17 protein-coding genes are annotated in these 23634 nt (G+C 44.5%); 4 read left to right on the top strand and 13 right to left on the bottom strand.

All coding sequences use genetic code 11. From position 1 onward, the window contains the following. Position 1: 1 nt before the first annotated feature. Together NYR53_RS22135 and NYR53_RS22140 are read right to left on the bottom strand one after the other, a co-directional pair. Positions 2 to 4150 (bottom strand): response regulator, encoded by a 4149-nt coding sequence (locus NYR53_RS22135; protein WP_261301322.1) that lies wholly within the window; start codon positions 4148 to 4150, stop codon positions 2 to 4. 186 nt (positions 4151 to 4336) lie between these two features. Further along, positions 4337 to 4630, bottom strand: a complete 294-nt coding sequence (locus NYR53_RS22140) for a hypothetical protein (RefSeq protein WP_047673785.1) — start codon at positions 4628 to 4630, stop codon at positions 4337 to 4339. A gap of 163 nt (positions 4631 to 4793) precedes the next feature. Between NYR53_RS22140 and NYR53_RS22145 the strand changes: the two genes are divergently transcribed. After that, positions 4794 to 5393, top strand: a complete 600-nt coding sequence (locus tag NYR53_RS22145; protein WP_261301323.1) for a 50S ribosomal protein L25 — start codon at positions 4794 to 4796, stop codon at positions 5391 to 5393. Between the two features lie 96 nt (positions 5394 to 5489). On the opposite strand, the gene NYR53_RS22150 is transcribed toward NYR53_RS22145, so the two are convergent. Then, positions 5490 to 6902 (bottom strand): PAS domain-containing sensor histidine kinase, encoded by a 1413-nt coding sequence (locus NYR53_RS22150; RefSeq protein ID WP_261301324.1) that lies wholly within the window; start codon positions 6900 to 6902, stop codon positions 5490 to 5492. 150 nt (positions 6903 to 7052) lie between these two features. Then, complete coding sequence (locus NYR53_RS22155; protein WP_261301325.1) at positions 7053 to 7607, bottom strand: class I SAM-dependent methyltransferase; 555 nt, start codon at positions 7605 to 7607, stop codon at positions 7053 to 7055. 259 nt (positions 7608 to 7866) lie between these two features. Here NYR53_RS22155 and NYR53_RS22160 point away from each other — a divergent pair, with 259 nt between their 5' ends. The 3 genes from NYR53_RS22160 to NYR53_RS22170 all read left to right on the top strand — a co-directional run bounded on the left by NYR53_RS22160 (position 7867) and on the right by NYR53_RS22170 (position 10391). Then, entirely contained in the window at positions 7867 to 8745 is an 879-nt protein-coding gene (locus NYR53_RS22160) for a pentapeptide repeat-containing protein (RefSeq protein WP_261301326.1), read from the top strand. Positions 8746 to 9009: 264 nt separating this feature from the next. Beyond that, the gene (locus NYR53_RS22165; protein WP_261301327.1) at positions 9010 to 9411 is read left to right on the top strand and encodes an NUDIX hydrolase; all 402 of its coding nucleotides are present in this window, start codon (positions 9010 to 9012) and stop codon (positions 9409 to 9411) included. A 38-nt stretch (positions 9412 to 9449) separates the two neighbouring features. Continuing rightward, positions 9450 to 10391, top strand: a complete 942-nt coding sequence (locus NYR53_RS22170) for an alpha/beta hydrolase (RefSeq protein WP_261301328.1) — start codon at positions 9450 to 9452, stop codon at positions 10389 to 10391. A gap of 284 nt (positions 10392 to 10675) precedes the next feature. Here NYR53_RS22170 and NYR53_RS22175 read toward each other — a convergent pair whose 3' ends face one another. The 9 genes from NYR53_RS22175 to NYR53_RS22215 all read right to left on the bottom strand — a co-directional run bounded on the left by NYR53_RS22175 (position 10676) and on the right by NYR53_RS22215 (position 23620). Further along, entirely contained in the window at positions 10676 to 11176 is a 501-nt protein-coding gene (locus tag NYR53_RS22175; protein ID WP_261301329.1) for a hypothetical protein, read from the bottom strand. 1011 nt (positions 11177 to 12187) lie between these two features. Further along, positions 12188 to 14809, bottom strand: a complete 2622-nt coding sequence (locus tag NYR53_RS22180; RefSeq protein WP_261301330.1) for a discoidin domain-containing protein — start codon at positions 14807 to 14809, stop codon at positions 12188 to 12190. Positions 14810 to 14828: 19 nt separating this feature from the next. Continuing rightward, complete coding sequence (locus NYR53_RS22185) at positions 14829 to 16334, bottom strand: glycosyl hydrolase (RefSeq protein ID WP_261301331.1); 1506 nt, start codon at positions 16332 to 16334, stop codon at positions 14829 to 14831. 222 nt (positions 16335 to 16556) lie between these two features. Further along, the gene (locus NYR53_RS22190) at positions 16557 to 17927 is read right to left on the bottom strand and encodes a sugar phosphate nucleotidyltransferase (RefSeq protein ID WP_261301332.1); all 1371 of its coding nucleotides are present in this window, start codon (positions 17925 to 17927) and stop codon (positions 16557 to 16559) included. Positions 17928 to 17959: 32 nt separating this feature from the next. Beyond that, on the bottom strand, positions 17960 to 19291 hold the full coding sequence (locus NYR53_RS22195; RefSeq protein WP_261301333.1) for a UDP-glucose dehydrogenase family protein: 1332 nt from the start codon (positions 19289 to 19291) through the stop codon (positions 17960 to 17962). Between the two features lie 4 nt (positions 19292 to 19295). Continuing rightward, complete coding sequence (locus NYR53_RS22200) at positions 19296 to 20396, bottom strand: glycosyltransferase (protein WP_261301334.1); 1101 nt, start codon at positions 20394 to 20396, stop codon at positions 19296 to 19298. 30 nt (positions 20397 to 20426) lie between these two features. Then, complete coding sequence (locus tag NYR53_RS22205; protein WP_261301335.1) at positions 20427 to 21569, bottom strand: glycosyltransferase family 4 protein; 1143 nt, start codon at positions 21567 to 21569, stop codon at positions 20427 to 20429. After that, on the bottom strand, positions 21538 to 22800 hold the full coding sequence (locus tag NYR53_RS22210) for a glycosyltransferase family 4 protein (protein ID WP_261301336.1): 1263 nt from the start codon (positions 22798 to 22800) through the stop codon (positions 21538 to 21540). Before NYR53_RS22210 ends, NYR53_RS22205 begins: the two co-directional genes overlap by 32 nt. Continuing rightward, a complete protein-coding gene (locus NYR53_RS22215; protein ID WP_261301337.1) occupies positions 22784 to 23620 on the bottom strand; it encodes a glycosyltransferase family 2 protein in 837 nt (278 codons plus the stop codon). The genes NYR53_RS22210 and NYR53_RS22215 overlap by 17 nt, the downstream gene beginning before the upstream one ends. Between the last annotated feature and the right edge of the window lie 14 nt (positions 23621 to 23634).

Here is a 23634-nt window from a genome sequence, read left to right on the forward strand (position 1 = left end):
TTTATCGTAAGAGCCACACTCTGATTAAGGACAACAATTTATCGGTATCTACCGGTTTCGTCATATAATCATTGGCTCCCCTCTCTATACATTTTTCACGGTCACCCGTCATGGCCTTTGCGGTTAAAGCAATAATCGGGAGGGACTGGAACTTCGGTATGGTGCGAATATGACCTATGGCTTCATATCCATCCATTACCGGCATCATAATATCCATAATGACCAGCTCAATCCCGGTTTCACTTTCCAGTTTATCCAAAGCCAGCTTCCCATTATCCGCCATCACAACATCCAAGCCGTGTTTTCTTAATATTTTAGATAAAGCAAACGTGTTGCGAAGGTCATCATCCACCAGCAAAATTTTGCGTCCCTTCAAGGTTTCATCGGAATCTCGTACCATACGAATCATTTCTTTCTGCGCTTGTGGCAGAGATTTATGAACGCTGTGAAGGAATAGAGAAACCTCATCCAGCAAGCGATCCGGTGAATTCGCACCTTTGATCACAATGCTGTCCGTAAACTGGTTTAATTCCTTATACTCTTCTTGTGTGAGCTCTTTTCCGGTATTAATAATGATTGGTGGTACGGAGCCCTCCGAATCAACAACTAACTGCTGCAGCAGTTCAAAGCCTGTCATATCCGGCAATGTTAGATCCAGAATTACACAATCAAAGGACTGTGATCGCATAAGCTGCAGAGCTTCTTTCCCCGTGGAAACACTATGAATATCAACTTTCTTATGCTTGAGCAGTTCATGAATAGCCTTTTGATTATTCAAATCATCCTCTACCACTAAGACCTGTTGGATGCGTTCTTGCAGCTTATGTTCAATTTTGTTAAAAACGGCTTCAATGTCCTCCGCTTGAATCGGTTTGGACAAATAGCCGATGGCCCCGCGCTGCATGGAGTCTGAGCTTTTATCCCGACCTGAAATAATGTGCACAGGAATGTGACGTGTTTCATTATGATATTTCAAATGATCAAGAACCTTAAGGCCATCCATGTCTGGAAGCCCCAAATCCAAAAGAATCGCGCTTGGAATATATTGCTTGGCTAGTTGAAGGCTACTAAAGCCATCTCCTGATACAAGGCATTTGAATCCCTTTTTATATGACATGTCCATAAGAATTTTGGCGAATGCCGGATCATCTTCCACGATCAAAATAACTTTGTCTTGCATGCTATTCTTAAGGAGTTCCCGATCATCAGGTAAGAACGTTTTCGCTGTCTGATCTGCAAAAAGATGATCTTCCATAGTGCTAGCTATCAACAATTCACTTGAAGTCTGTAGAGTATCAACTGCAGCAGCAACTTTAATCGGCGCTATCTTTGGCTCCGTCATTTCGGTATTAGCGGTTCCTTCTAGCGGGAGATAAAGCGTAAAGCTGCTGCCTTTCCCTTCGCTGCTTCGCATATGAATTTCGCCGCCCAATAACTTAGCCAATTCTCTTGAAATGGTTAAACCAAGGCCCGTTCCTCCATACTTGCGGCTTGTCGTGCCATCCGCCTGCTGAAACGCTTCAAAGATTGCTTGCTGTTTACTTGCAGGAATACCTATCCCCGTATCGGTTACAGTCAAAGCTAGAGCCCCATTTTCTTCTAGATGGTGATTTTGGTAAGCTGTTCCTTTTCCAGCACGTGCGATCTCAACCGTAACGCTTCCGGAAGCCGTAAACTTAAAGGCATTGGATAAAAGGTTCTTCAGGATTTGTTCGGTACGCTGACCATCTGTCGTCACGATTTCCGGGATTTGATCGTCAAGTTTTAAAATAAAGGAAAGACCCTTTTCTTTGGCAACTGGGTTAAATTGGTAACGGAGTGACTGAAGTAGATCATCCAGCCTCACTTCTTCGATTAGAATGTCCAATTTGCCCGCTTCCACTTTGGATAAATCCAAAATGTCGTTAATTAAAGTCAATAAATCCAAGCCGCCACTGTGAATAATCTTTGCCGACTCGATTTGATCTTCCGTTAGATTACCATCTTCATTAGTGGATAATGATTTTGATAGAATCAGTAAGCTGTTAAGCGGTGTACGAAGTTCATGTGACATATTGGCCAAAAACTCCGATTTGTACTGACTCGCTTGCTCCAACTCTTTCGCTTTTTCTTCTAAGTCCTGCTTCGATGATTGAATAAAGGCATTTTGCTTCTCGATGTCAGCTTTTTGTACTTCCAGATAGTTGGTTTTTTCTTCTAGCTCCTCATTAATCGCCTGAAGCTCCTCACTTTGGATTCGCATCTTTTCTTCGGACTGCTTCAGCATCAGCGTCTGTTCTTCCAGCTCTTCATTGGCCGTGCGCAATTCTTCCTGCTGCGTTTGAAGCTCTTCCGCTAATAGCTGTGATTCACGCAATAACGCTTCCGTTTTCTGGCGGCTGATAGCAGCTTGAATGACAACGCCTAGTGTATCGGATAATTGCTCCAATAACTCGTGCTCTATGCTAGTAAATGGTTTAAAAGCGGCAAGCTCTATAACGGCCAACACTTCATCCTCGAAGAGGATAGGAAGAACGACGATTTGGAACGGTTTCGATTCCCCAAGACCTGATTGTATGTGGATATAATCGCCAGGCACATTCGATAACAAGATCGTCTTTTTCTCAAGGATACATTGACCGACTAGACCTTCACCAGGTCGAACCCGATTTGCTACATTCTTTCTTTCTTTAAAGGCATAGCTGCCCAGCAGGACAAATTCATTGAATGGGCTCGCACTCGATTGCGACTCTTTTAAATAGATAATACCTTGACCTGCTCCGACTAGACCTGATATTTCAGAGATCAGCATGCCCACCAGCTGCTGTACATTGGCAACGCCTTGTGAAAGCCCTGTCAGACGAGCTAACTGCGTTTTCAACCAGAATTGCCGTTCATTTTCAGCGGTTGTTTCTTTTAAAGAGGTTAGCATTCGAATTAATGCCACACTTAGCTGATCTCGATCCGATCGGGGAACAATCGTCTGCTCATATTCACCTAATGAGATGCGATCTGCCTGAGTAATGACCTCTTTAAAGCTAGCTACCATGTGATTGAAGGCTTCCATCAACTCGCCAAATTCATCCTTCGATTGAACATCCAGATGAATATCTGTAACGCCTGTCAGAATGAGTTCCGTAGATCTCTTTAGCAGGTGGATTTGAGATAAAAGCATTCTGGAAATCAAAACGATGACCAAAAAGGAGAAGATTAGAATAATGACATTAAATATGGCCACACCAATCAACGATCGCGTGGTACTCTTTTTGATGGATTCCATGTTTTGAATTAATTCTGACGAAAGTCCATCCTCAACCTCTTTAAGTAGATCTACTTCTTGTGTCGCCACGTTATACCATTGCTGAGAATCCACCCCAAGGGCTTTCCCGGGTTCTGCTTTTAGGACTAGTTGTACGAGACGATCGACCTCGGCAACTACTTGTCCTTTCACCATTTTCTGATAAATTTGTTGGGCAGCCTCGGATGCGAGTAATTTGGATTCCTTATAATAAAGCAATTGTTCGTTCTCTAACACACCGATCTGTTCAATATCATTTAAATCCGCACGATTACCGGAAAAAACATGAAATAGTACTGCGCGCTCCCTGCTCACGGCAAACTTACTTTTGGAAAACAAAATATAGGAAGTAAGCATGTTTGAAATTTGTTTATTCGAGCTAATTTCGTTCGTGTTTTGCATCATTTCAAAGAGACTATCCACCGTTTCCAAATAAAAGGAAAGTGTTTCATCCTCATTCGCTTTTCCTTGATCCACTTGTGTCCTAAGAATCACAAATTGGTCTAGCTTGCTCACCGCAGTATTTGCATTTTTCTTGAACTTATCACCCAAAACGGATGTGTTCAATGACTTTAATTGCTCCCGAAATGCACTAGACTTCTCATCAGTTAACTTACGTTGATCAACTAGTTGTCGCGTAATCGTTTTATCTTCAAAGTAACCTGACAAAAGGCTCCGTTCTTTCTGTAACTCATGTATCAGATCATTGATGTAGATCTCCGTTGTGACCAGTGTTTGCAGATTGTTCAATTCTGACAGCTCTTTCACTTTTCCATAGATGGCATTGGAGGAGAAATACAACAATCCCAACATAGGCAGTACAATCATAATAATCAGCTTGTAATTTATTTTAGCGTTCCGAATCCATTGCATGTGGCAAGCCCTCTCTTTGGTTGAGACTGTGTATGATGTTCAAGAGTATATATTCTACAAATTACGACAAACTCCCTCTTTTTTTGGCGTGATTGGAACAATAATGTGTTTGCATAAGCGAATACAAAAAGGACAGAACGATTGGGATCGTCTGTCCTTGGCAGCATTGGGCAATTACCGAAAAAACTAGTGGTTCGGAATAAATTCACTATGAATTTCGATCAGTTTTTGGACGAATATCTCAAAATCATTTTTACTAGAAGAGAATTTGAAATCGGTTACACCAGTGTTGAAATCAATAACCGTTAAAGCCACACGATTGAGTGGATATTCAGGAATCGGCTCAGAGGCAAGAGAAATATTTTTGAACGGGTAAATGGATGTTTCACCGTAGAAACGAAGCACAGTTAAATGATCATCTCTTAACTCCAACGATATTTGTTGATCTGAATCAGTGAAACTCTTCAGTGTACTCATCATTTATCAATCCTCCTCTTGTCCTCTATTTTACTATCAAATGAAGAGATAAAGAAGCCCAAAACGAAAAATTTTCCTGATTCTTTCCTGTTTCAATGCACAATTTATTGGGTAAATGAGTCTTAGGGCTGAAAGCCGCTTTACAAATGCTACGGAGGTGCAACGCATGACTACAACGATTTTACTATCCGAAAGATCAGGTCCTGTAAAGAAGCTGCGAGCTGAGGGGCATATACCTGCTGTTGTGTATAGCTCACGTATGGATTCCGAACATGTCACTGTCCCGGAAAAAGAAATCCGCGCATCACTGAAACGCAATCCGCGTGCCATCCTGAATGTTACCCTGCCGTCCAAAACCAAACAGCCGGTCATCGTCCATCAAGTCCAGAAGGACAGCCTGACGGGGCAATTGCTGCATATTGATTTTCTTCAAATTAATATGAAAGAACAGCTAGATACATCGATTCCCGTCCATTTTACAGGAGAAGCTAAAGGTACCAAAGAAGGCGGAATTCTCCAAATAGAAACCCATGAGGTCATGATCCGCTGTATGCCGAAAAAACTGCCAGAACATCTCGCCATTGATATTAGCAAGCTAAATATCGGTGAACATATAACCGTTGCTGATCTTGAAGTTCCCAAGCATGTTGAAGTGTTAAGTGCTCCTGAAACCATTCTGGTCACCATACTTGGCATGCAGAAACTTGAAGTGCCGGTTGAAACAGCTGCCGATCAGGCGGAGGAAGCTGCCGAGTCTAATGCTTAGAGTGACGCTGACTAAGGAATGAGAAAACCGGCTCTTTACGCAAGCTTATGCGGAAGAGTCGGTTTTTAGTTTTTTAAATACATGGAACTAGCTCTTCTAGCTCTTTTTTTTTAAAGGCAATTCGATTTCCACCGTAGTACCCTCATTAACTTTGCTTTGAATTAACAATTTGCCTCCGTGCCCTTCGATTATTCGTTTACAAACCATAAGCCCTAAACCCGTGCCATTCACTTTAGTCGTATAAAACGGCTCCCCTAACTGGGATAACCTCTCTACAGAAATGCCTACACCCTGATCTTCGATGCGGATCACCACACCTTGATGGATTTTTCGGATAGCGATTTGAATGATTCCCCCATTTGGCATAGACTCGATGGCATTCTTAAAAATATTAATTAAAACCTGTTTGATTTGATCTGGGTTACAATAAATAGCGGGTATGTCTGGATCCAAATCTATATGTATTTGAACGTTATAAAGATGGGCATGTGGTTGCAGAAAACCAACCACACTTTTGACAAGTCCTAGGGAAGTGCTCTCCATGTAACAATTCAGATGCGGCTTAGCTAGCGTCATGAACTCATTGACAACATAGTTAATATGTTCTAATTCTTCCAGCATGACATCCACATAATCGGCATTTTTCGCCTTTAATAATTTCACAAAGCCTTTCAAGGAGGTTAAAGGATTACGTATATCATGTGCGATCCCTGCTGCCAATTGGCCAATGAGTGACAGTTTTTCTGATCTAATAAGGGCTTCTTCAGACTTTTTGCGCTCAGTAAGATCACGTATCACGGTCTGTACGACAGGAAACCCCATGTTTTTGTGGACATAAATGGAGGATATTTCGGCATCAAAAAAAGAGCCATCTAATTTTCGCAGCTTTTTCTCCATAAACTCCGTGTAAGAATCTGACTGCATCACATACTGAAGCCGCTCCAAAATGAAATCCTTGTCAGCTAAACAGAAAAATTCGTAGATGGGTTTTCCCTTGAAGTCATCGGAAGAAACACCTCCAAACAGCTTACAACAAGCATCATTTACAAACTTGATGATACCATCGTTATGCAGAGCAATGGGTTCTGGATTAAGTTTAATCAACCTTCTAAATTGATTCTCTCTTTCTAATAGTTCCTCATCGGCTCTTTTCTTTTCACTTATGTCCCTTTCTACACCAATAAACCCAATAACAATTCCTTCATTATCTTTCATAGGTGAGACCGTCACATTCGCATAAAACGTAGAACCATCTTTTCTTAGTTTTAAAGCTTCGAAATCCGAACTTTGCTGCCCATCTATTAAAGACTGATAGAGCCGAAGAGCATCTTCCTTATATTTATCAGGAGTCATCGGCAAAACTTTCCCAATCACTTCATCTCTTGTCCAGCCATGTAATTCTTCAAACTTCTTATTCACCTCTAACACTTTTCCGGTAACATCAACGATGACAATTCCGTCTGAGGTTAAATTCATAAAGGAATCGATTAGATGTTCTTTCAATATCAAGAGTAAACATCCCCTTATTTCAAACAAGTGTTTGTAGCTTATTCGGCTCTAATGGATAAAAACCTCTATTAAAAATACGATTTTCAAAAAAAATATGATTATAAATCCACTGCCGCCTTAACATGGTTACACTGAACCTATTTGTACTCACTACTGATTTTTTCTAGCTTCAACGCTAATAAAAATGTTTCCTAAATGTTTATTTATCTCAATTATTTCTATATCTTCTTGACTCAGTAAGTGAATGGTATCTCTATTCAAATGACACCCATCACAAGCTCGTTTCCAGAACGGAGTCAGGAGATCTTGCAGCTTCCTGAGCAGCCTATTTTCATGTCGAACATGCTCAAATAATAAAATGGTTCCAGTTGGTTTACATACTCTACTAATTTCTCTAATCGCTTCTACTGGGTTGGGTATCGTACATAAAACAAGTGTCCCAACCACAGTATCGAACGAATGATCTGCAAATGGCAATTGCTCAGCACTTCCTTCAATGACATGGATAGCCGCTTTAGCAACGGAAGCACGCTCAAGCGAGGTCTTTCTCAGAAATGGATTCGGCTCAATTGCTGTTACAGATACATCCTTATAGAAGCTGAAATTAATACCTGTTCCGCATCCGATTTCCAGAACTTCTCCCTTTGCTTTGATGATTAACTGAGAGCGAATAGCTGTAAATCTTTTGGTCTCCAAGGGTTTCATTAATCTATCATAATTATGAACGAACCAATTACTGCTGATAGATATCTACTCCTTCGTATTGGTGCTTATTCTTGCGAGCGCTCAACTAGCTCCTAGTGATAGACAACGATTGACAGAAAAAATATTCAGTAATACTATAAGAGAATTGAATAAATCATTCATTATTCATTTATAAAAAAACATTCTATGACCATTACATAGCCTTTGCCGATTAAAATAGACAAGTATGAGATTATGGTATAGCGGAAGGAGGCTAATAATGTCTGAGAATCACGATTATACAGAAACTTTGAACGGCAGGAATCCCCTCAGTCTGCAATCCGACTGCGAGAATTGCTTCGGATTATGCTGTGTCGCACTGCCCTACGCTGCTTCGTCAGACTTCGCGATCGACAAAGATGCCGGCCAGCCCTGCCCCAACCTGCAAGCGGACTTCCGCTGCGGCGTTCACACGAACCTCAGACAGATGGGCTTTCGAGGTTGTACGGTTTATGACTGCTTCGGCGCGGGACAAAAGGTTTCCCATGTCACCTTCGGTGGACGCGACTGGCGTCAAGTTCCAGGGTCCGCGAAGCAAATGTTCGAGGTGTTCCCGATCATGCGCCAGCTCCATGAGCTGCTCTGGTATCTGACTGAAGCGCTGACGTTGCAGCCGGCCCGTCCTATCCACGGTGAACTCAGCTCTGCGCTCGACGAAACGGAACGACTCACTCACCTTAGTGCCGAATCTCTCATGGAACTGGACGTGGCAGCTCACCGAGCCGATGTCAATGTTCTGCTTCTACGGACGAGCGAGCTCGTGCGAGCCGAAGCCCTTCGCAAGCAGAAGAACCCCGCTGGGCGTAAGAAGACCTACGGTCGAGGAGCCGACCTCATCGGGGCCAATCTCAAAGGCGCTGACCTGAGAGGCGCCAATTTGAGGGGGGCTTACCTTATAGCAGCTAACCTCAGAGGTGCCGACCTGAGAGTGGCTGACCTCATCGGGGCTGATTTCCGAGACGCTGATCTTAGCGGTGCTAACCTTACCGATAGTATCTTTCTCACCCAAGCCCAACTCAACGCGGCGAAGGGAGATGGCGACACCAAGCTGCCACCGTCGCTCACTAGACCAACGCATTGGTCCACTTTCAAAGCATAGAGCATTATATAATGAGGTCAGCCCGTTTTACGGGTTGACCTTTTTTTTATTTAGCCATCCATTGCAGTGTGGCATTCGATCGTACATTTCCATACTCGTTCTACACTATATCTATTTCGGTTTCATTTGTTGAAATACCTTTTTCACAACTAATCTCTGCGACTTCATTTATAGTCAACTGCCCGCCGCCGCAGCCTGATCAATGAGTACACTCTTGTATGCCGTTATGCTATAATTTCAGAAAATAATCTAAGGGAGTTACTGATGACTACATTAATAGATAAAATTGCTTGGATATACGTTGTTGATGGTCAAATATTAGTCGCTCGTTCCAAAGGAAAAGACATCTATTATTTACCTGGCGGAAAAAGGGAAACGGATGAAACCGATGTCGACACTCTTTTACGAGAAATAGAAGAGGAATTATCCGTTCGAATAAAGCCGGAAACCGTCTTGCATTTTGGCACATTCGAGGCTGGGGCACATGGTAAATCGGAAGGTATGCATGTAAAAATGACTTGTTACACGGGGGATTTTGAGGGAGAGCTGCGTCCAGCTTCTGAAATTGAGGAGTTGGTCTGGTTAACCTATCATGACCGGGATCGTGTCTCTCCTGTTTGCCAAATCATTTTTGATAAATTAAGTGAGATGAAATTGCTTTCATAATTTGGCTCCGTTACATGTAGCTGAAAGGGTGTTTGTTGTTGATTTTGTTGTTGATCGCAGTCATATTGGCAATGGTCTTTCTTATCCTCGTTTCCGCAAGCTTTTATTTCTATCGCGTTGCCATTGCCCGCGCCGACAAAAGCTTTTTGAACAACAATCCCGATCTAGCTGTTACTTCAAGCGTCGAAAATCCGTTTAGTGGCAACGAATCCTGGTGGAGGGAGCAAATGATTACAGAATGGAGCATTACGTCCATCGATGGATTAAAGCTCTATGCTTACTATATCGCCGCCGATCGACCGACAGATAAAACCGTCATTCTCGCGCACGGGTATGCTGGACAAGCTACGCAGATGGGCAATCTAGCGCAAATGTATAGAGACACATTAGGCTTTAACGTCCTCCTCCCCGACGCCCGCGGGCATGGCCGAAGCGAAGGCCATTATATCGGATTCGGTTGGCCCGAACGCAAGGATTACGTCCAATGGATCAACCAAGTTATCGTACATACGGGCGAGCAGTCGAAGGTCGTCCTACACGGTGTATCTATGGGCGGAGCTACGGTAATGATGACCAGCGGAGAGGATTTGCCGACTAACGTCAAAGCCATTCTAGAGGATTACGGCTATACTTCTGTGAAGGACCAACTGACTTACCAGCTGAAAAGAATATATCGGCTCCCGGCATTTCCACTCCTTCATTTAACCAGTTTGATGACCAAACTTCGAGCGTGGTACTTTTTCGGTGAAGCTTCGGCTATAGACCAAATCCAAAAATCCAAAACGCCCATGCTATTCATCCACGGCGACGCTGATTTATTCGTGCCGTCCGAGATGGTATACGCATTGTTCAAGAACGCTCCACTGGCTAAACAATTACTGATCATGCCCGGTGCCGGACACGGTCTTGCCCGACATTCGAATCCAGTGAGATATGACCGTGAAGTAGCCCAATTTATCGGTGCGTACATGAAGGAATAACGACAAAAAAGTGACTCACAGCAGCTGGCTGTGGGTCTTATTTTATGAACAATTTGCTGACAGAGTCTGAGAAGTCGAAAATCGACTTCTCAGCAGACTGTCCCGCGCGTCCATGCTGAATAAGCGCGGAAAACGCGCTTATTCTAGAGCGCCCGAACAATTAAGCGCGAAATTCGCGCTTACAGGGAGAGCTCCACGAGCTAAAATGGTCTACGTCTTGGGCATTTTTTTAGTTAGGTAAAAAGGAAGGAGCTGCCCCGCGGCAGCCCCTTTCTTTTTTCTAATCAGTTCACAATCTTTTTTAATAAATCTTCTACTTTGGCTTGCATGGATCGTATCGTTGTTTTCCTATATTGAATACCAAGCCGAAGTACCTTCAATTGCTGTCTTCGGGAAAGCCTGCGAAATCGGGGCTCCCTTTTCAGAAAAGTACGAATGATAGACCAGCTGTTGACTGCAATCCGCTCCGGTGAGATTTCAGGAATATCATAAGGTAGTGGTCGTTTCCTGAAGCGATTCATCCATGTTCTAACACTTGCAGAAATCTTACTTTCATCTACAAGACATACAGCAGCACTTTTTTTTGTATGCTTTTTGAGGAAATCGAAATGATGATGTCCGCCAAGGATGACGTAACCACCTTCTTTTCTGCTTTTACGCACAATCAACAGGTGCATTAGATCTTGCGCAACTTTTTTAAACTCCTTATTTCTTAGTGCTGTCTTAGCAGCGATGTTTTCCGGCTTAATCTTACTTAGAGGTATATATTGCACTGTATATCTCAACTGTATCCCTCCTCGTCACACCGTTGTTAAATATCACCTATTTTAAGTGTATTCTGTTGATGCAGTAGTGTGAACTCCTGTTCATAAATGTCGCTCACTTTCTTTATGATCTTACTCCCTTGATCGGCGAATTTTCATAATCGGTATCAAATAGAAGGGCAACCCAGAATTTATTCCTTTTCTCAAGGTGTTGTTACCACCTAGGTCAATGTGCCCCCTTGCACTTGCTCCTTCAGCTCCTGAAAAATAATGTAAGTCACAACAATTCCAACTCGTAGGCGTGATTTTGGACATATAAGCTGCTAATCTGAGGAACGCGGGGAACGAGGCGACGCTATTTCGGCTATTATGCCGTTGCAGGTCCGGCATGCGGAACGAGGGTGCGCTATTTTGGCGTTTTTCTGGTTTCTACACCTCCAAAGAAGGAAATAGAGGCTCCTCGTTCCGTGAAAACGTGAAATACGCGTTTTTGAGCAAAATAAGGCCTCTACGTTCCGCTTTAATCTGGTGATGCTGGGTCTGGTTGAGTTTGGGATATAGAACGATGAACAATGGAGCTCAACTTACCTGTGATTGGGCCATGAGATGATGCAGCTTACCTGTGATTGCGCAATGAGTTGGTGCTGCTTATCTCTGATTGGGCCATGAGATAGATGTGCCCCTTTATTGGCGTATATTGTAGAAAGTTGAGTACGAGGGCAGGTAGATCATCAAGAAGTTGTTCACAGGTAGGTGAACAATACATATCTGGCTACTTAGCAGAAGGAGCGGCTAAATTTGAGAGTTGACACGAGTTGGGACGGTTGAGCGGTTTAGGGTTAAGGGACTGGTTGGATTGGATCATCAGCAAAACTCCACCATAGAGTCTATCAAGGCCATTCAAAGATGAGTGACCTAATAAGAAGTGGTTTTCGGGAACCGAACGCCCATTTCCTCTTATTTGGCATCAAAAAAACAGCCCTCCTTCGGAGCAGCTGTCCTTCCTTCATTGCTATTCGTTATAAACTACTATCAATCCGTTTTCTGACCGTAGATTTGCAGATCATGGATGGACCAATAATTCCCAGCTTTCGCCGTCTGGATGATCTTTACGTATCGCGCATTTTGTGGCTTCAAGTTGATTTCTAGAACGCTTGTGCCAACACCCGATGCTACGGAAGATCCCCAATTGAAGCCATCATTAGATACATATACCTCATACTTCCTTGGATAATCATTCGGCGAGTTCTCACTTCTCAGCACTATCTTGTTGATTGTGAATGAATTCTTCATATCAATTTGATAGTATTGCCCGGGTGCTTGAGCTGTCCCTGTATCCCAGCGAGTATAGGGGCTGCCATCAATCGCACCTTGCGGTTTACCAGAACTGCTGGTTACTTCCCATTCTGCCCGGTTCAGGGCAACTACATCAGCAGCCGTCGCCGTTGCCGCTGGTGAAATCTCTTTGGCACCTGATACTCGGATCTGATACATGTATGTGTTTCCAACCAACGTATCCGCATCAACAAAGCCTGTATCTGCCACTTGTTCAGCGATCACCTCGTAGCCGCCTTCAGCCGTACCTATTTTACGTAAAATATCATAACTATGAGCTCCTTCCGATTCCTTCCAGCTAAGCTCAATCGCATGATTCTCTATGGGCTTTGCCTGAATCCACGAAGGTGCAATCGGTTTTACCCGATCTGTCCGCGCCAAAATATACTGTACAGCTTCACCTGGCAGCAGCGTTTCCTTGAATTCAAGCTCAGGAGCCGCTTGCAGTCCAGTCAAATATGTACGAGCTGACGCATAGGTCTCACCAGCTCCGAATCGTTCTCCCTCATACAAAGCAGCTTCGGGCATAGTTACTTTGGCTTGTATCGTTTGCGTACTCGTCCCAAAATTTACGAAGTTCAACAGAATTTTATCCGACTTCGCTCCTGATCCTGGCAGTGGAGGCAATGTCGATGTATCCACGCCGCGAAAATAAACAAGTTTATCAGCCAACTCAGACTTATTAGTTAGCTCGTACACTAGCGGTTTCCCATGCGTGGCATAGGCCAGATTCAACCTGCGCATAATCCCAACTCGAGTATCTTTGTCCATCACGTTCTTATGAATCTTCATTTGCGCTGGATTTTGATTATTCAAATCAATCCCCGACTCAAACAAGGCATATTGGGGATAAAACGCCGCATGCTGCATAAACATATCAGCATAACCGATATGAGCCCTCATGATGCGATCGAAGATCGCCGAATGAGGCTGCGCAGCACCAAATTCTTTAGGATCCGTATGACTATCCGAAGTTCCATACTCCGTATTCAACATTTGCTTCTTGAGGCCATCCTCTGACCCTCCGAAGGTTTGCAGATTTTCTAAGAAGCTTCCGTCCTTATTATCGATATACGAATTTCCGTAAGCATGCCCATTCGTTAAATCTGTCAACTCTTCTAGCTCCATGCGCTGCTGTGAATCGTCTTCCCACCCGTCGGGATCTCCACATTTAAACATGCCGGATGAGGATTGATTTCTACATGATCTCATGTTGTATTTAGGTGCATATGCCCAGCCGGGAGCCACTGTTTTCACATGAGGAGCAAGCTCAGGAAGATGGGTCTTTAACCACTTCGCAATGGCTAGATTCACCCCTTTGGAGCGATTGAACAAGCCCGGCTCATTATCAATCTCATAATATTGAAACATGGACCCATACTGCTTCACATAATCCAATAATTTATTCTCTGCATCTGCTGGCAGTGTGCCATCCTCTTTCAACTTAATATTCCCTGTATGCAGATGTAGGGCTACCGCTGCAGTATTGTAATCACGCAGGGTTTCGTAATAAGACTTGATCGACGAGCACCCCATCTTCACATCCGTCGCACAATCTACCCTCATCACATTGCCGCTGTAGGCGATGCCTAACCATTTCAATACGTAAGGAAGGTGCCTTACTGCTCCCTGATCATAGTAGAATGACAGATTGCTTACCTTCGTACCGGATTCCACATATCTCCCATGAATCGGTTCTTCAGCAGGTGAAGACAGCGCATCAAGTGCTAGGTAGTCCCATTTCCACCATAGAAATTTATCCTCATCTGCCGTACAATACAAACAGCCTACGGCTGACAGCTTCAATTCGTTAGTTCCCAGCTGCAGCTGCTCCTTAGGAATATAAAGCTCATATAATTTCTTGTACGAGTAGGAGCTTGTAGTCCCCCCGACTCCAGCAATCTGGATGATGCCAGAAAGCATCTTATTGGAGAAAACCGCCATCTGTGGAACTGCTTTATAAGCATCCAGAATTCTCACTCGGAAATGAACACCATTTTCGGGTATTTCAGTGAGCGGGAAGTTGATCGCAAAGGTAGGATTCACGGATTTATTAAGACCTTGAGGCACATTGTCCCAAGCATCCGTCTGCTTCAGTTCGGGCGTTACGGTATAGCTGCTCTGTCCTGCGCTTTCTTTACCAAATTCCAAATCGGAATCGTCCTGATTGCCCAACATCCATATTTGATTACCAAGCTGATTGGAAACTGTCATCACTTTTACAAAATCTGTTTTTGCCGATGCACCGTAGTTATTCGACGCCGAGGTCAGGATCAGTAAGATCAACAAGGCAGTTGGTACAATCACATATCTCATCATGTTAGATACCTCTCAACCATCAAGGAAGTAATAGAGCACTCGCGGGAATAATTTCTTTCACTTGGGACGGGCTCGTCCACATGACTTTAGCAACAGCACCATTCGTATTATCATAATATTCAACCTTGAAATCAACAGGCACGCCAGCGGTTAATGCAATGGTTCCGGTTCGTTCCACCCAGCTTTGATTAAACCAACTATCAATAACCAACACGCCATTCACCCAAACTCGGATGCCATCGTCACTTAAGGTAGAAATCTTATAGGTTTCCGTATATTTGGGTTTAAGTTTACCTGTCCATCTTACGGAAAACGTATCTGCTTGCATAGAAGGAAAAGGAGCTGACGTTGACCAATTGAAATCAATCTTGGCATCTTCCTTCGTTTCCTTCAGCGCGGTCAAATCCTTATTATCGTAATATTCCGCTCGCAATCCGTATCTCTCATCCTGTAAGACAGGTTGTAAGACAGGTGCTGAAACAGGAGCTTTCACAGATTGAAGAGACTCTCTTGTCAGTAGTTTGGAATTCGTATAGAAGGTTTCAATTTCTTGCAGTTTATTATTTTCGGCCAGCATTTTGCCCCATGTCATCAGATAGGCCCATTTGGGCTGCTCATTCAGAATAGTGCCGCTAGGCAGCTCACCGTTTTCCCCCACCGCAACAGGCTTACCATTCGCCAATTCAACAATTTTCGCGTAATAATCCGGATGGTAATCATTGTCATAAATATCAACGGCGAGAACATCCACCTTATTTTCTCCAGGAAAAGTGGCTGTATACGAGTCAGACCATGCATTCGGTGCATTCGGGCTCCACACCCAAAGCAAATTGTTCAACTTATGCACGTTTACGAAGCGGTCGTACATGATATTCCATAAGGCAGAGAAGTTGCTCTTCTTGCCCCACCAGAACCAATTCCCATTCATTTCATGATACGGGCGCCATAAGACAGGAACACCTGCATCTCTAAGTTTCCCTAAGTACACAGCTGCTTTATCGAGATCTGCCAGCAATTGCGTGTACTGGGGAGTACCTGGCGTAACGTATTTATCAAAATCGGCTTGACTCATTTCCTTCTGTACATTCGACCAGCATAGGCATGTTCCGGGAATACTTTCATGAAATGATATCGTTACCAGACCGCCAGCCTGGTTCCACGCAATCGCACTATTAACCACCTTTTGTCGTTGATCTGCCAGTTGACTTTCGGATTGATTCATAATGGCACCGAATTCATAACCGTGAAGACCCGGATATTTACCCGTCATGCCTTTGACTTGATTCGTCCATTCATCCGGACTTTCTAGATAATCATGCTGCCCGCTAATGATGCTTACACCCGAGATGGCATACAATTGCTGCAGTACTGCCTTAGCCTCGTACGTAGCCTGTGAGTTGATTGGAACAACTGACGCATTCGTTACATTAGGGTGAAGCAGATTCGGTGCAAGCAAAGTGAGTAGAAACAATAAGGAAACCACCTTCTTACGCACACCCGCCTTTCCAAAAAAATCGATCATCATCTTTCCTCCAGTATGGTAGTTTGACACAATGAACCCTGATTTACGCTACTTATAAGCGTGTTCATTCTGCTTAATCTACCATACAGGGGATATATTAGATTTGTATAAGCATTATATTAATGTTTTGAAAGTTTTTCCAATTTCAGTTATGCTTTCAAACAAGGAATCGCCTTCCATTCGCGTTAATCGAATAGAAGGCGGTTCGTTGTTTCAAAACAAATCTTAAATAAATTGGTGAAGCGGGATATCCTTCCATGCCATACATATACGAACTGTGTCTTCCTCAACTAATTCGGATCCGCTCTGAACCTCAATAAATTCAACATCCGTGATGGCTCGAATGCTGTGCCGGGTTCCATCAGGTATTCGAACGACATCTCCAGGCTTCACTTGATAGAGTTTGTCATTAATGACAATATCCGCAACGCCGCTTACGATCGTCCACACTTCACTGCGTTTATAATGCAGCTGATAGCTTATATTTTTACCTGCATGGACGAGAATCCGTTTGGTCAGCACCTCATTATCTTCGGCATATTTGACGTAGTCAATCACGCGATAACGTCCCCACCTGCGCTCCTCGTACATCGGACGGTGTTCAATTTTATTCATGACTTCCTTAATGCGAGGACTCTCCGACTTGCTCGTTACTAGAATCCCATCAGGGCTGACAGCAATGACAGCGTCCTTGATCCCAATCACCGTGACAGGGATATCAAGCTCATTAATCAAATGGGTATTATCGGAATCATCGGTTACGATGCCCGTTCCGATCTGGGATCGACTCATTTCCTCTGTCAGTGTATTCCAGGTCCCAAGGTCTTTCCAGTAGCCGTCGTAAGGTACGACAACACAGCTGGCTTCCTTCTCTACGATTTCGTAGTCAAAGCTAATTTTCGTTAATTTATGATAATTTTTAAGCATTTCTTCATACTGAATCGGGATGCCCTTCTCTACCATGACTTCAATCAGGTAACCTAGTCGAAAAGCGAAGACGCCGCAGTTCCAAAGCGCCTTTTGATCAATCAAAGCAGCTGCCTGTTCACGATTCGGCTTTTCCGCAAAATGGTTAACGTGAAGTGCTTCTGACCCTTCTCTGCGTTTATCAGAGGGAACGATATACCCGTATTTCTCTGATGGAACCGTTGGAACAACGCCCATTAGTGCCAAATTCGCATCCGTTTCGTGCAGAACATCTTCTAACTGTTTGATTTTCTGAAAGAAAGCCTCGTCGACATACGGATCTACAGGTAACACTGTAATCACTGTGTTCAGGGGCAAGCTCTCAACATCATACATATAAGCAGCAGCAAGCGCGATTGCAGGGAAGGTATCTCTTCTCTCAGGCTCAACAATAAGCGGGGCATTGCCGCCTAATTGACTTATAATCATTTCGACCTGGGAGCGGTTCGTTGCCAAGTAAGCATCGTCGCCGAGCCCCGTATTCTGCAGTTGTCTCCATACACGTTGAACCATGGATTCGCTTCTGCCTTCAGCATCTTCAAGTACCCTTAAGAATTGCTTAGATCTGGAATCGTTGGACAATGGCCACAGTCGTTTACCCGACCCGCCGGAAAGAAGAACCAATTTCATGAATACCACGCTCCACTCGGTTTATTTGACAATTATCTAGCCAGTGCTTTCGGACGGGATGCCCCGATCAAGTCAGGTCGCCCTACGGAATAATATTTAAGCCCAGTTCCCTGTACCTGCTCTTTGCTAAACACATTGCGACCATCGATAAGAATCGGCTGCTCCATAACGAAAATGAGCTGTGACAAGGGGACAGCTTTGAATTCTTCCCAATCTGTAAGTAAACAAATAGCGTCAGACCCCGTGGCTGCCTCCATGGCATTCTCACACCACTGAATCGCCGGATGGTCGAGGCGTCCCCTAAATTTCTCCATCGCAATGGGATCATACAGCTTCAGCCTTGCTCCCGCACGAATCAATGTTTCAACAATTTCGATGGAAGGCGCATAACGAATGTCATCCGTGTTCGGTTTAAAAGACAATCCCCAGATGCCAACGGATTTGCCGCTAAGCGGACCGAGTGACGCCTTCAGCTTGGAAATCACCTTATACCGTTGTGATTTATTCACCTCGACAACCGACTTAAGCAGTTGAAACTCATAGTCGACATTACCGGCGATTTGAATCAACGCATCTGTATCCTTTGGAAAACAGGAACCCCCATAGCCGATACCCGCACTCAGGAAGGAAGAGCCAATTCGCTTATCTTGCCCCATTCCTTTGGCAACTTCGGTAACATCTGCGCCAACTTTCTCGCAAATGTTTGATATTTCATTAATAAAGGAAATTTTGGTCGCCAGAAAAGCATTCGAGGCGTACTTGATCATCTCCGCGCTGCGAATGCTCGTAACGAAGATTTGATCGGTAAATGAACGGTGCAGCTCCGTAAGAGGTGCGGCTAAGCTTGGATTTTCAATCCCGAGGACAATCCGATCCGGATGAAGGGTATCGTCGATCGCCGAGCCTTCCCGCAGAAACTCTGGAATCGATACGACGTCGAATGACTGCATCGTATTCATGGCAATTATCATTTGAATATGCTCATTCGTTCCTACAGGAACTGTGCTTTTCGTTGCAATGATTTTGTAGCTGTTCATCGCCTTCCCGATTTCCATGGCCGCCTGCTCGATATAGGCCAGATTAGCCTCTCCATTTGGTAAAGAAGGTGTGCCTACCGCAATGATAATAAGCTCGGATTGACTGATGGCTTGTGCCAAATCAGAGGTAAAGGTCAACCGACCGGCATTCAGATTCTTTTCCATCAGCTGCTCAATGCCAGGTTCATAGATCGGAGAAATGAGGTTTTGCAGCTTTTCAATTTTCTGTTCATCATGATCCACACAGATGACGTTATTGCCCACTTCAGCGAAGCATACCCCGGAAACTAACCCCACATACCCCGTCCCGATTACTGCAATATCCATATAATCAATGCCCCTCTCTGAATTGTTGGTAGGCCTTACCCATGTAGTCTTTTAGTTTATCCATGAATGTTTTCTCATCAAATTTCTGTGCGTGCTGCACGATTTGCCTTACATCCCATGCATGGTTTTCCACTTCCTGAATCGCAAGCAGCAGATCTTCTACCTCTTGCCGTTTGAAAAACACACCATTCACATGAGGCACAATCGTGTCTAATGCACCTCCTGCTTGATAGGCAACAACGGGTCTTCCGGCAGCATTCGCTTCCAGCGGTGTAATACCGAAATCCTCCTCACCAGGAAAGATTAACGCTCGGCACTGCGCCATCATTTGGGTCACCGAACCATCATCCAGCCTTCCAAGGAAACGGACATTCCCTTTGGCCATTGCCTTAAGCCTCGCCATATCGGGTCCTTCTCCAACGATGTACAAAGGCAGTCCATTTTGATTAAAAGCCTCTACCGCAAGATCAATTCGCTTGTACGAAACAAGTCTCGATACAATCAAATAATAATCATCAATGGATGTTGAACTGTGGAAACGCGACGTATTAATCGGCGGAAAAATGACATCTGAATCGCGTTGGTAATAATTACGAATGCGATTTTTTACGACGGAGGAATTCGCGATAAACTGATTCACGTTAGCCGACGTTTTTTGATCCCATTGCTTAAGCCTATCGATATAGATCTTCAAAAGCCGCTTCATTACGCTTGAATTGGATTGTCGCTCCATATAGGTGTCATAATCCCAAGCGAATCGCATCGGGGTATGGCAGTAACAGAGATGAAACGTTTCCTTTGGAACCTGAATACTTTTCATGAAAGCGCTGCTTGAGCTAAGCACGATATCGAATTCTCGGAAATCAAAATCCTTAATCGCAAACGGATATAGGGGGAGCATTTCTTTAAAATGGCTTTTCCCTCCGGGCATTTTTTGCAACCAGGTAGCTCGAATATCCGCATCTCTTAGCTCATCGAGCAGCCGATTATTGCTAAACATGGTCGTATAGATGGGAGCACTCGGGTACATTTGGTGAAAGACCTCAACCACTCGTTCGGCTCCGCCCATTTGAACCAAATAATCATGCGCGATTGCTATTTTCATTTGATCCATCCTTTATTTACTAGCGGATAATTACGAGTTAGCAATTAAACCTGCATAGTAATGAGTGATTTGGGTAACGGTTCGTTCGATGACAAAATGTTGTTCCACGCGTTTGATGCCGTTCTCGCTCATTCTGCGCCGCTCCTCTGGATGTTCCAGCAGGTAGCGTATGGAATCGGCAAGCAATGCGGGATCCCCGGGCGTAATGAGAAGTCCCGTTTCGCCATTCACAACCGTTTCAGTCGGACCGCCTTCATTAGAAGCAATCACGGGTAATCCAGCCGCCATCCCCTCTACAATGACCTGACCAAAAGGTTCAGGTGTGATGGAAGTATGCACCAGAAGATCTGCTTGCTGCATTAAGGTTTGAATATCATCCACATGCCCCAATAAGGTGACATTGTAGAGCTTGTTATCTGCCATTTGCTGAAGCAGCTGCTGCTTATACGCGTCTTCCCCGAACAAGGCATCCCCGGCTAACCAGAACTGAACCTGCTGATCGGGTAGAAACGACTTAGCCGCTTCGAGTAAAATATGTTGGCCTTTCCACTCCGCTAGCCTGCCAACAAGCAAAACTACGTAGGGCTTCATCCAGTTTTTCTCTACAGCCATCCCTGAATTCTTCGTTTTTGCGAAAGCCGAGTAAACCACTAACGTTTTTTTCGACTTCGGCAATTGCAGAGCATTCAAGGTTGAATTTGAATTCGCTATGACGCCGTTAGGCAGCAAGCGGGACATCCATCGTATCGCCTGAGCGACGATCGGTTTCAAGTACGGAACTCCGATATGATCCCGGATATGCCAGATGAGAGGAATACCTGCTAATTTAGCAGCTACAGCTCCATAAAAAGCTGATTTCAACGAATTCGTATGTACACAGACGACTTGTTCTGATTTCAATAATTTGGAGAGCCTCTTCCCATAGGTGAGAAGCTCAAAAGCGGCAGATACAGCTTGCAAATTCACCGCATTCCGGTTGCGATTACGTACCTTATCACTTAAAGGCAAGACGCGAACATCGACACCTTTCTCCCTTAATCGATTTACGAGATCACCCTCTTCAGCCACAATGACGAGTGGATCTACCTCGTTTCCGAGATGAGTAATGATGTTATAAAGTGCGACTTCTCCCCCGCTCCATCTAGCGGTATGATCCAAATAAGCTACCCTCATCTTGTTCACGTCCTCCTTTCTTCCCAGCGGTTTCCTGACGACTGCCGCCGTAAGCTATCAGATGTTGATCGATGACGTGATTAAATACACCATCTACCTGTTGGGATACACGATCCCAAGTGTAATTCTCCAACACATGGTTTCTACATTGCTCTGCTGTAGGCCACTTTTCACTGTGCCGCAATAAGCGAATTAAACCAGAAGCCATATCTTCACTGCTTTTACCTGCAAACAGCATATCCGGCCGGTATTTCTGAAGAATTTCACGGTTGCCTCCAATCGGTGTCGCCATGACGGGAACCCCGGCGGCCATGGCTTCCACGGTAATTAATCCGAAGCCTTCCAACGCTTGGGAAGGTACAACGAACAGATCAGCTGCCTGATAATAGTCAGCAAGCTCATGATCAGGGATGTAGCCAAGCAATCGGACACGGGACTGGAGTCCATATTCAGCAATTCGGCTTTCCAGCTCTCCGTGCAGCGGCCCTTTGCCCCCAATGAACAGGACAGTATCCGGAACCGTTCTCGCAACTTCTTTCCAAGCTTCCAGTAATTGAAGAAGACCCATTCGGTTGACTAATCTTCTTAAGGTCAACACTGCTGTTGTCCCTTCCTCCAGCTGCAGTTTTCTTCTTATCGCTGTGCGATCTGCAGCCGGCTTGAACCGGGCAACATCAGCTCCGCCTGGAATGATGTGAATCTTGGAAAGCGGTACACCGTACTGGTGATGAAGAATATCGCGGAAGGTTTCACTTAACACAATGAAGGCATCCGCCAGCCGATAAGCCTTCATTTCCCAGTTCTTAGCGATCATGGTTTTGATTCGATGTCTCAACCCCTTGCCTTCGAGCCGGATTTCCTCACTCCACGGACCATGAAACGTCATCACCACTGGAATATTTCGCTTTTTGGCCTCCATGGCAACTCCTATACTATAAGGAGCAAAGTGGGAATAAACGATATCGATATTCTGGCTATTCATTAGATCGGCAGCGTGCTTCCGAAAGGCATCTCGTCTTTTACTTAACTTCAAATCTGTGACAGCTACGTTCGTGACGCGGAGGTCATCTTGAACGACTGGCTTATTCGCACTGCATACTAGCACTTCTAGCTCATGACGGGACGCTAAGCTTCCGCAAATATATTTGAAATAGGTGTTTAGTCCTCCAGGCTGTGCAGATGGCCAACCCATTCCGGTACACAAGATCCGCAAACTATTGCAGTGTAGCATAAGCTTTCCCCTCCTTAATTGGCTCTTCCTGGGACTGTTTCACTCTTTTTCGAGCAAGCCCAAGCTCATACTGTTTCATACATACTAGGAATTCGTATATGCCCCAGAAGAGGGATACCGCAAGTCCTGGAATACCCTTCTTATACAAGCCATGAACGATATATTTCTGTACAAATCGCAAGGGAGGACGGACGATCATTCGCAGCAGGCTGAATCGTTTCCCTGCAGCAACAGCGCCTTCCGCTTCCAGATCGGTATACTTATTAAACCGCTGAATGTGATCATGAATGCTGCGGAAACCATAGTGCCACAGAACACCTGGCACATATGTGATATTCTCACTTGCGACATCTGGTGTTTCATGCACAAGACTTTCCCGGTACTGAATTTCGGTACGGTTATATAGACGGACAAGCTTCTCGCCCTTGCCCATCCAGCGTCCCAGAAAGTCACCAATACGCAAGACAGCATAAGCTTGGCTCGGATCAGACAAGTCACTTTTCAACTTCAGAATCGAAGCTGCCAGAGGTTCACTAACTACCTCATCGGTATCAATAACGAAAATCCAATCATAGGCAGCTTGATCACTGCCATAAATACGCTGCTTTGCATAACCAGGCCAAGCGTTCACATATACTTTGCAGCCCAGCTGCTCAGATACACGGACTGTTCCGTCCTTGCTCCCGCCATCAATGACAACAATTTCGTCTGCAAAAGGCTTGCAGGAGGCAATCGCACTCGCTATTCTCGTTTCATCGTCTTGTGCAATGATGACAACAGAAATTCGATTTTCTCCCACAGCGTCACTATAGTGACTCATTTCGTTCGCCCCTC

The sequence above is a fragment of the Paenibacillus andongensis genome, assembly GCF_025369935.1.
Lineage (GTDB): Bacteria > Bacillota > Bacilli > Paenibacillales > NBRC-103111 > Paenibacillus_E > Paenibacillus_E andongensis.

Bases quoted from the DNA above. Each gene is read 5' to 3' on its own strand.
- NYR53_RS22210 (WP_261301336.1), bottom strand. From the start codon at position 22,800: ATGCTACACTGCAATAGTTTGCGGATCTTGTGTACCGGAATGGGTTGG.
- NYR53_RS22195 (WP_261301333.1), bottom strand. From the start codon at position 19,291: ATGGATATTGCAGTAATCGGGACGGGGTATGTGGGGTTAGTTTCCGGG.
- NYR53_RS22185 (WP_261301331.1), bottom strand. From the start codon at position 16,334: ATGATGATCGATTTTTTTGGAAAGGCGGGTGTGCGTAAGAAGGTGGTT.
- NYR53_RS22180 (WP_261301330.1), bottom strand. From the start codon at position 14,809: ATGATGAGATATGTGATTGTACCAACTGCCTTGTTGATCTTACTGATC.
- NYR53_RS22165 (WP_261301327.1), top strand. From the start codon at position 9,010: ATGACTACATTAATAGATAAAATTGCTTGGATATACGTTGTTGATGGT.
- NYR53_RS22205 (WP_261301335.1), bottom strand. From the start codon at position 21,569: ATGAGGGTAGCTTATTTGGATCATACCGCTAGATGGAGCGGGGGAGAA.
- NYR53_RS22155 (WP_261301325.1), bottom strand. From the start codon at position 7,607: ATGAAACCCTTGGAGACCAAAAGATTTACAGCTATTCGCTCTCAGTTA.
- NYR53_RS22135 (WP_261301322.1), bottom strand. From the start codon at position 4,150: ATGCAATGGATTCGGAACGCTAAAATAAATTACAAGCTGATTATTATG.
- NYR53_RS22140 (WP_047673785.1), bottom strand. From the start codon at position 4,630: ATGATGAGTACACTGAAGAGTTTCACTGATTCAGATCAACAAATATCG.
- NYR53_RS22160 (WP_261301326.1), top strand. From the start codon at position 7,867: ATGTCTGAGAATCACGATTATACAGAAACTTTGAACGGCAGGAATCCC.
- NYR53_RS22200 (WP_261301334.1), bottom strand. From the start codon at position 20,396: ATGAAAATAGCAATCGCGCATGATTATTTGGTTCAAATGGGCGGAGCC.
- NYR53_RS22145 (WP_261301323.1), top strand. From the start codon at position 4,794: ATGACTACAACGATTTTACTATCCGAAAGATCAGGTCCTGTAAAGAAG.
- NYR53_RS22215 (WP_261301337.1), bottom strand. From the start codon at position 23,620: ATGAGTCACTATAGTGACGCTGTGGGAGAAAATCGAATTTCTGTTGTC.
- NYR53_RS22190 (WP_261301332.1), bottom strand. From the start codon at position 17,927: ATGAAATTGGTTCTTCTTTCCGGCGGGTCGGGTAAACGACTGTGGCCA.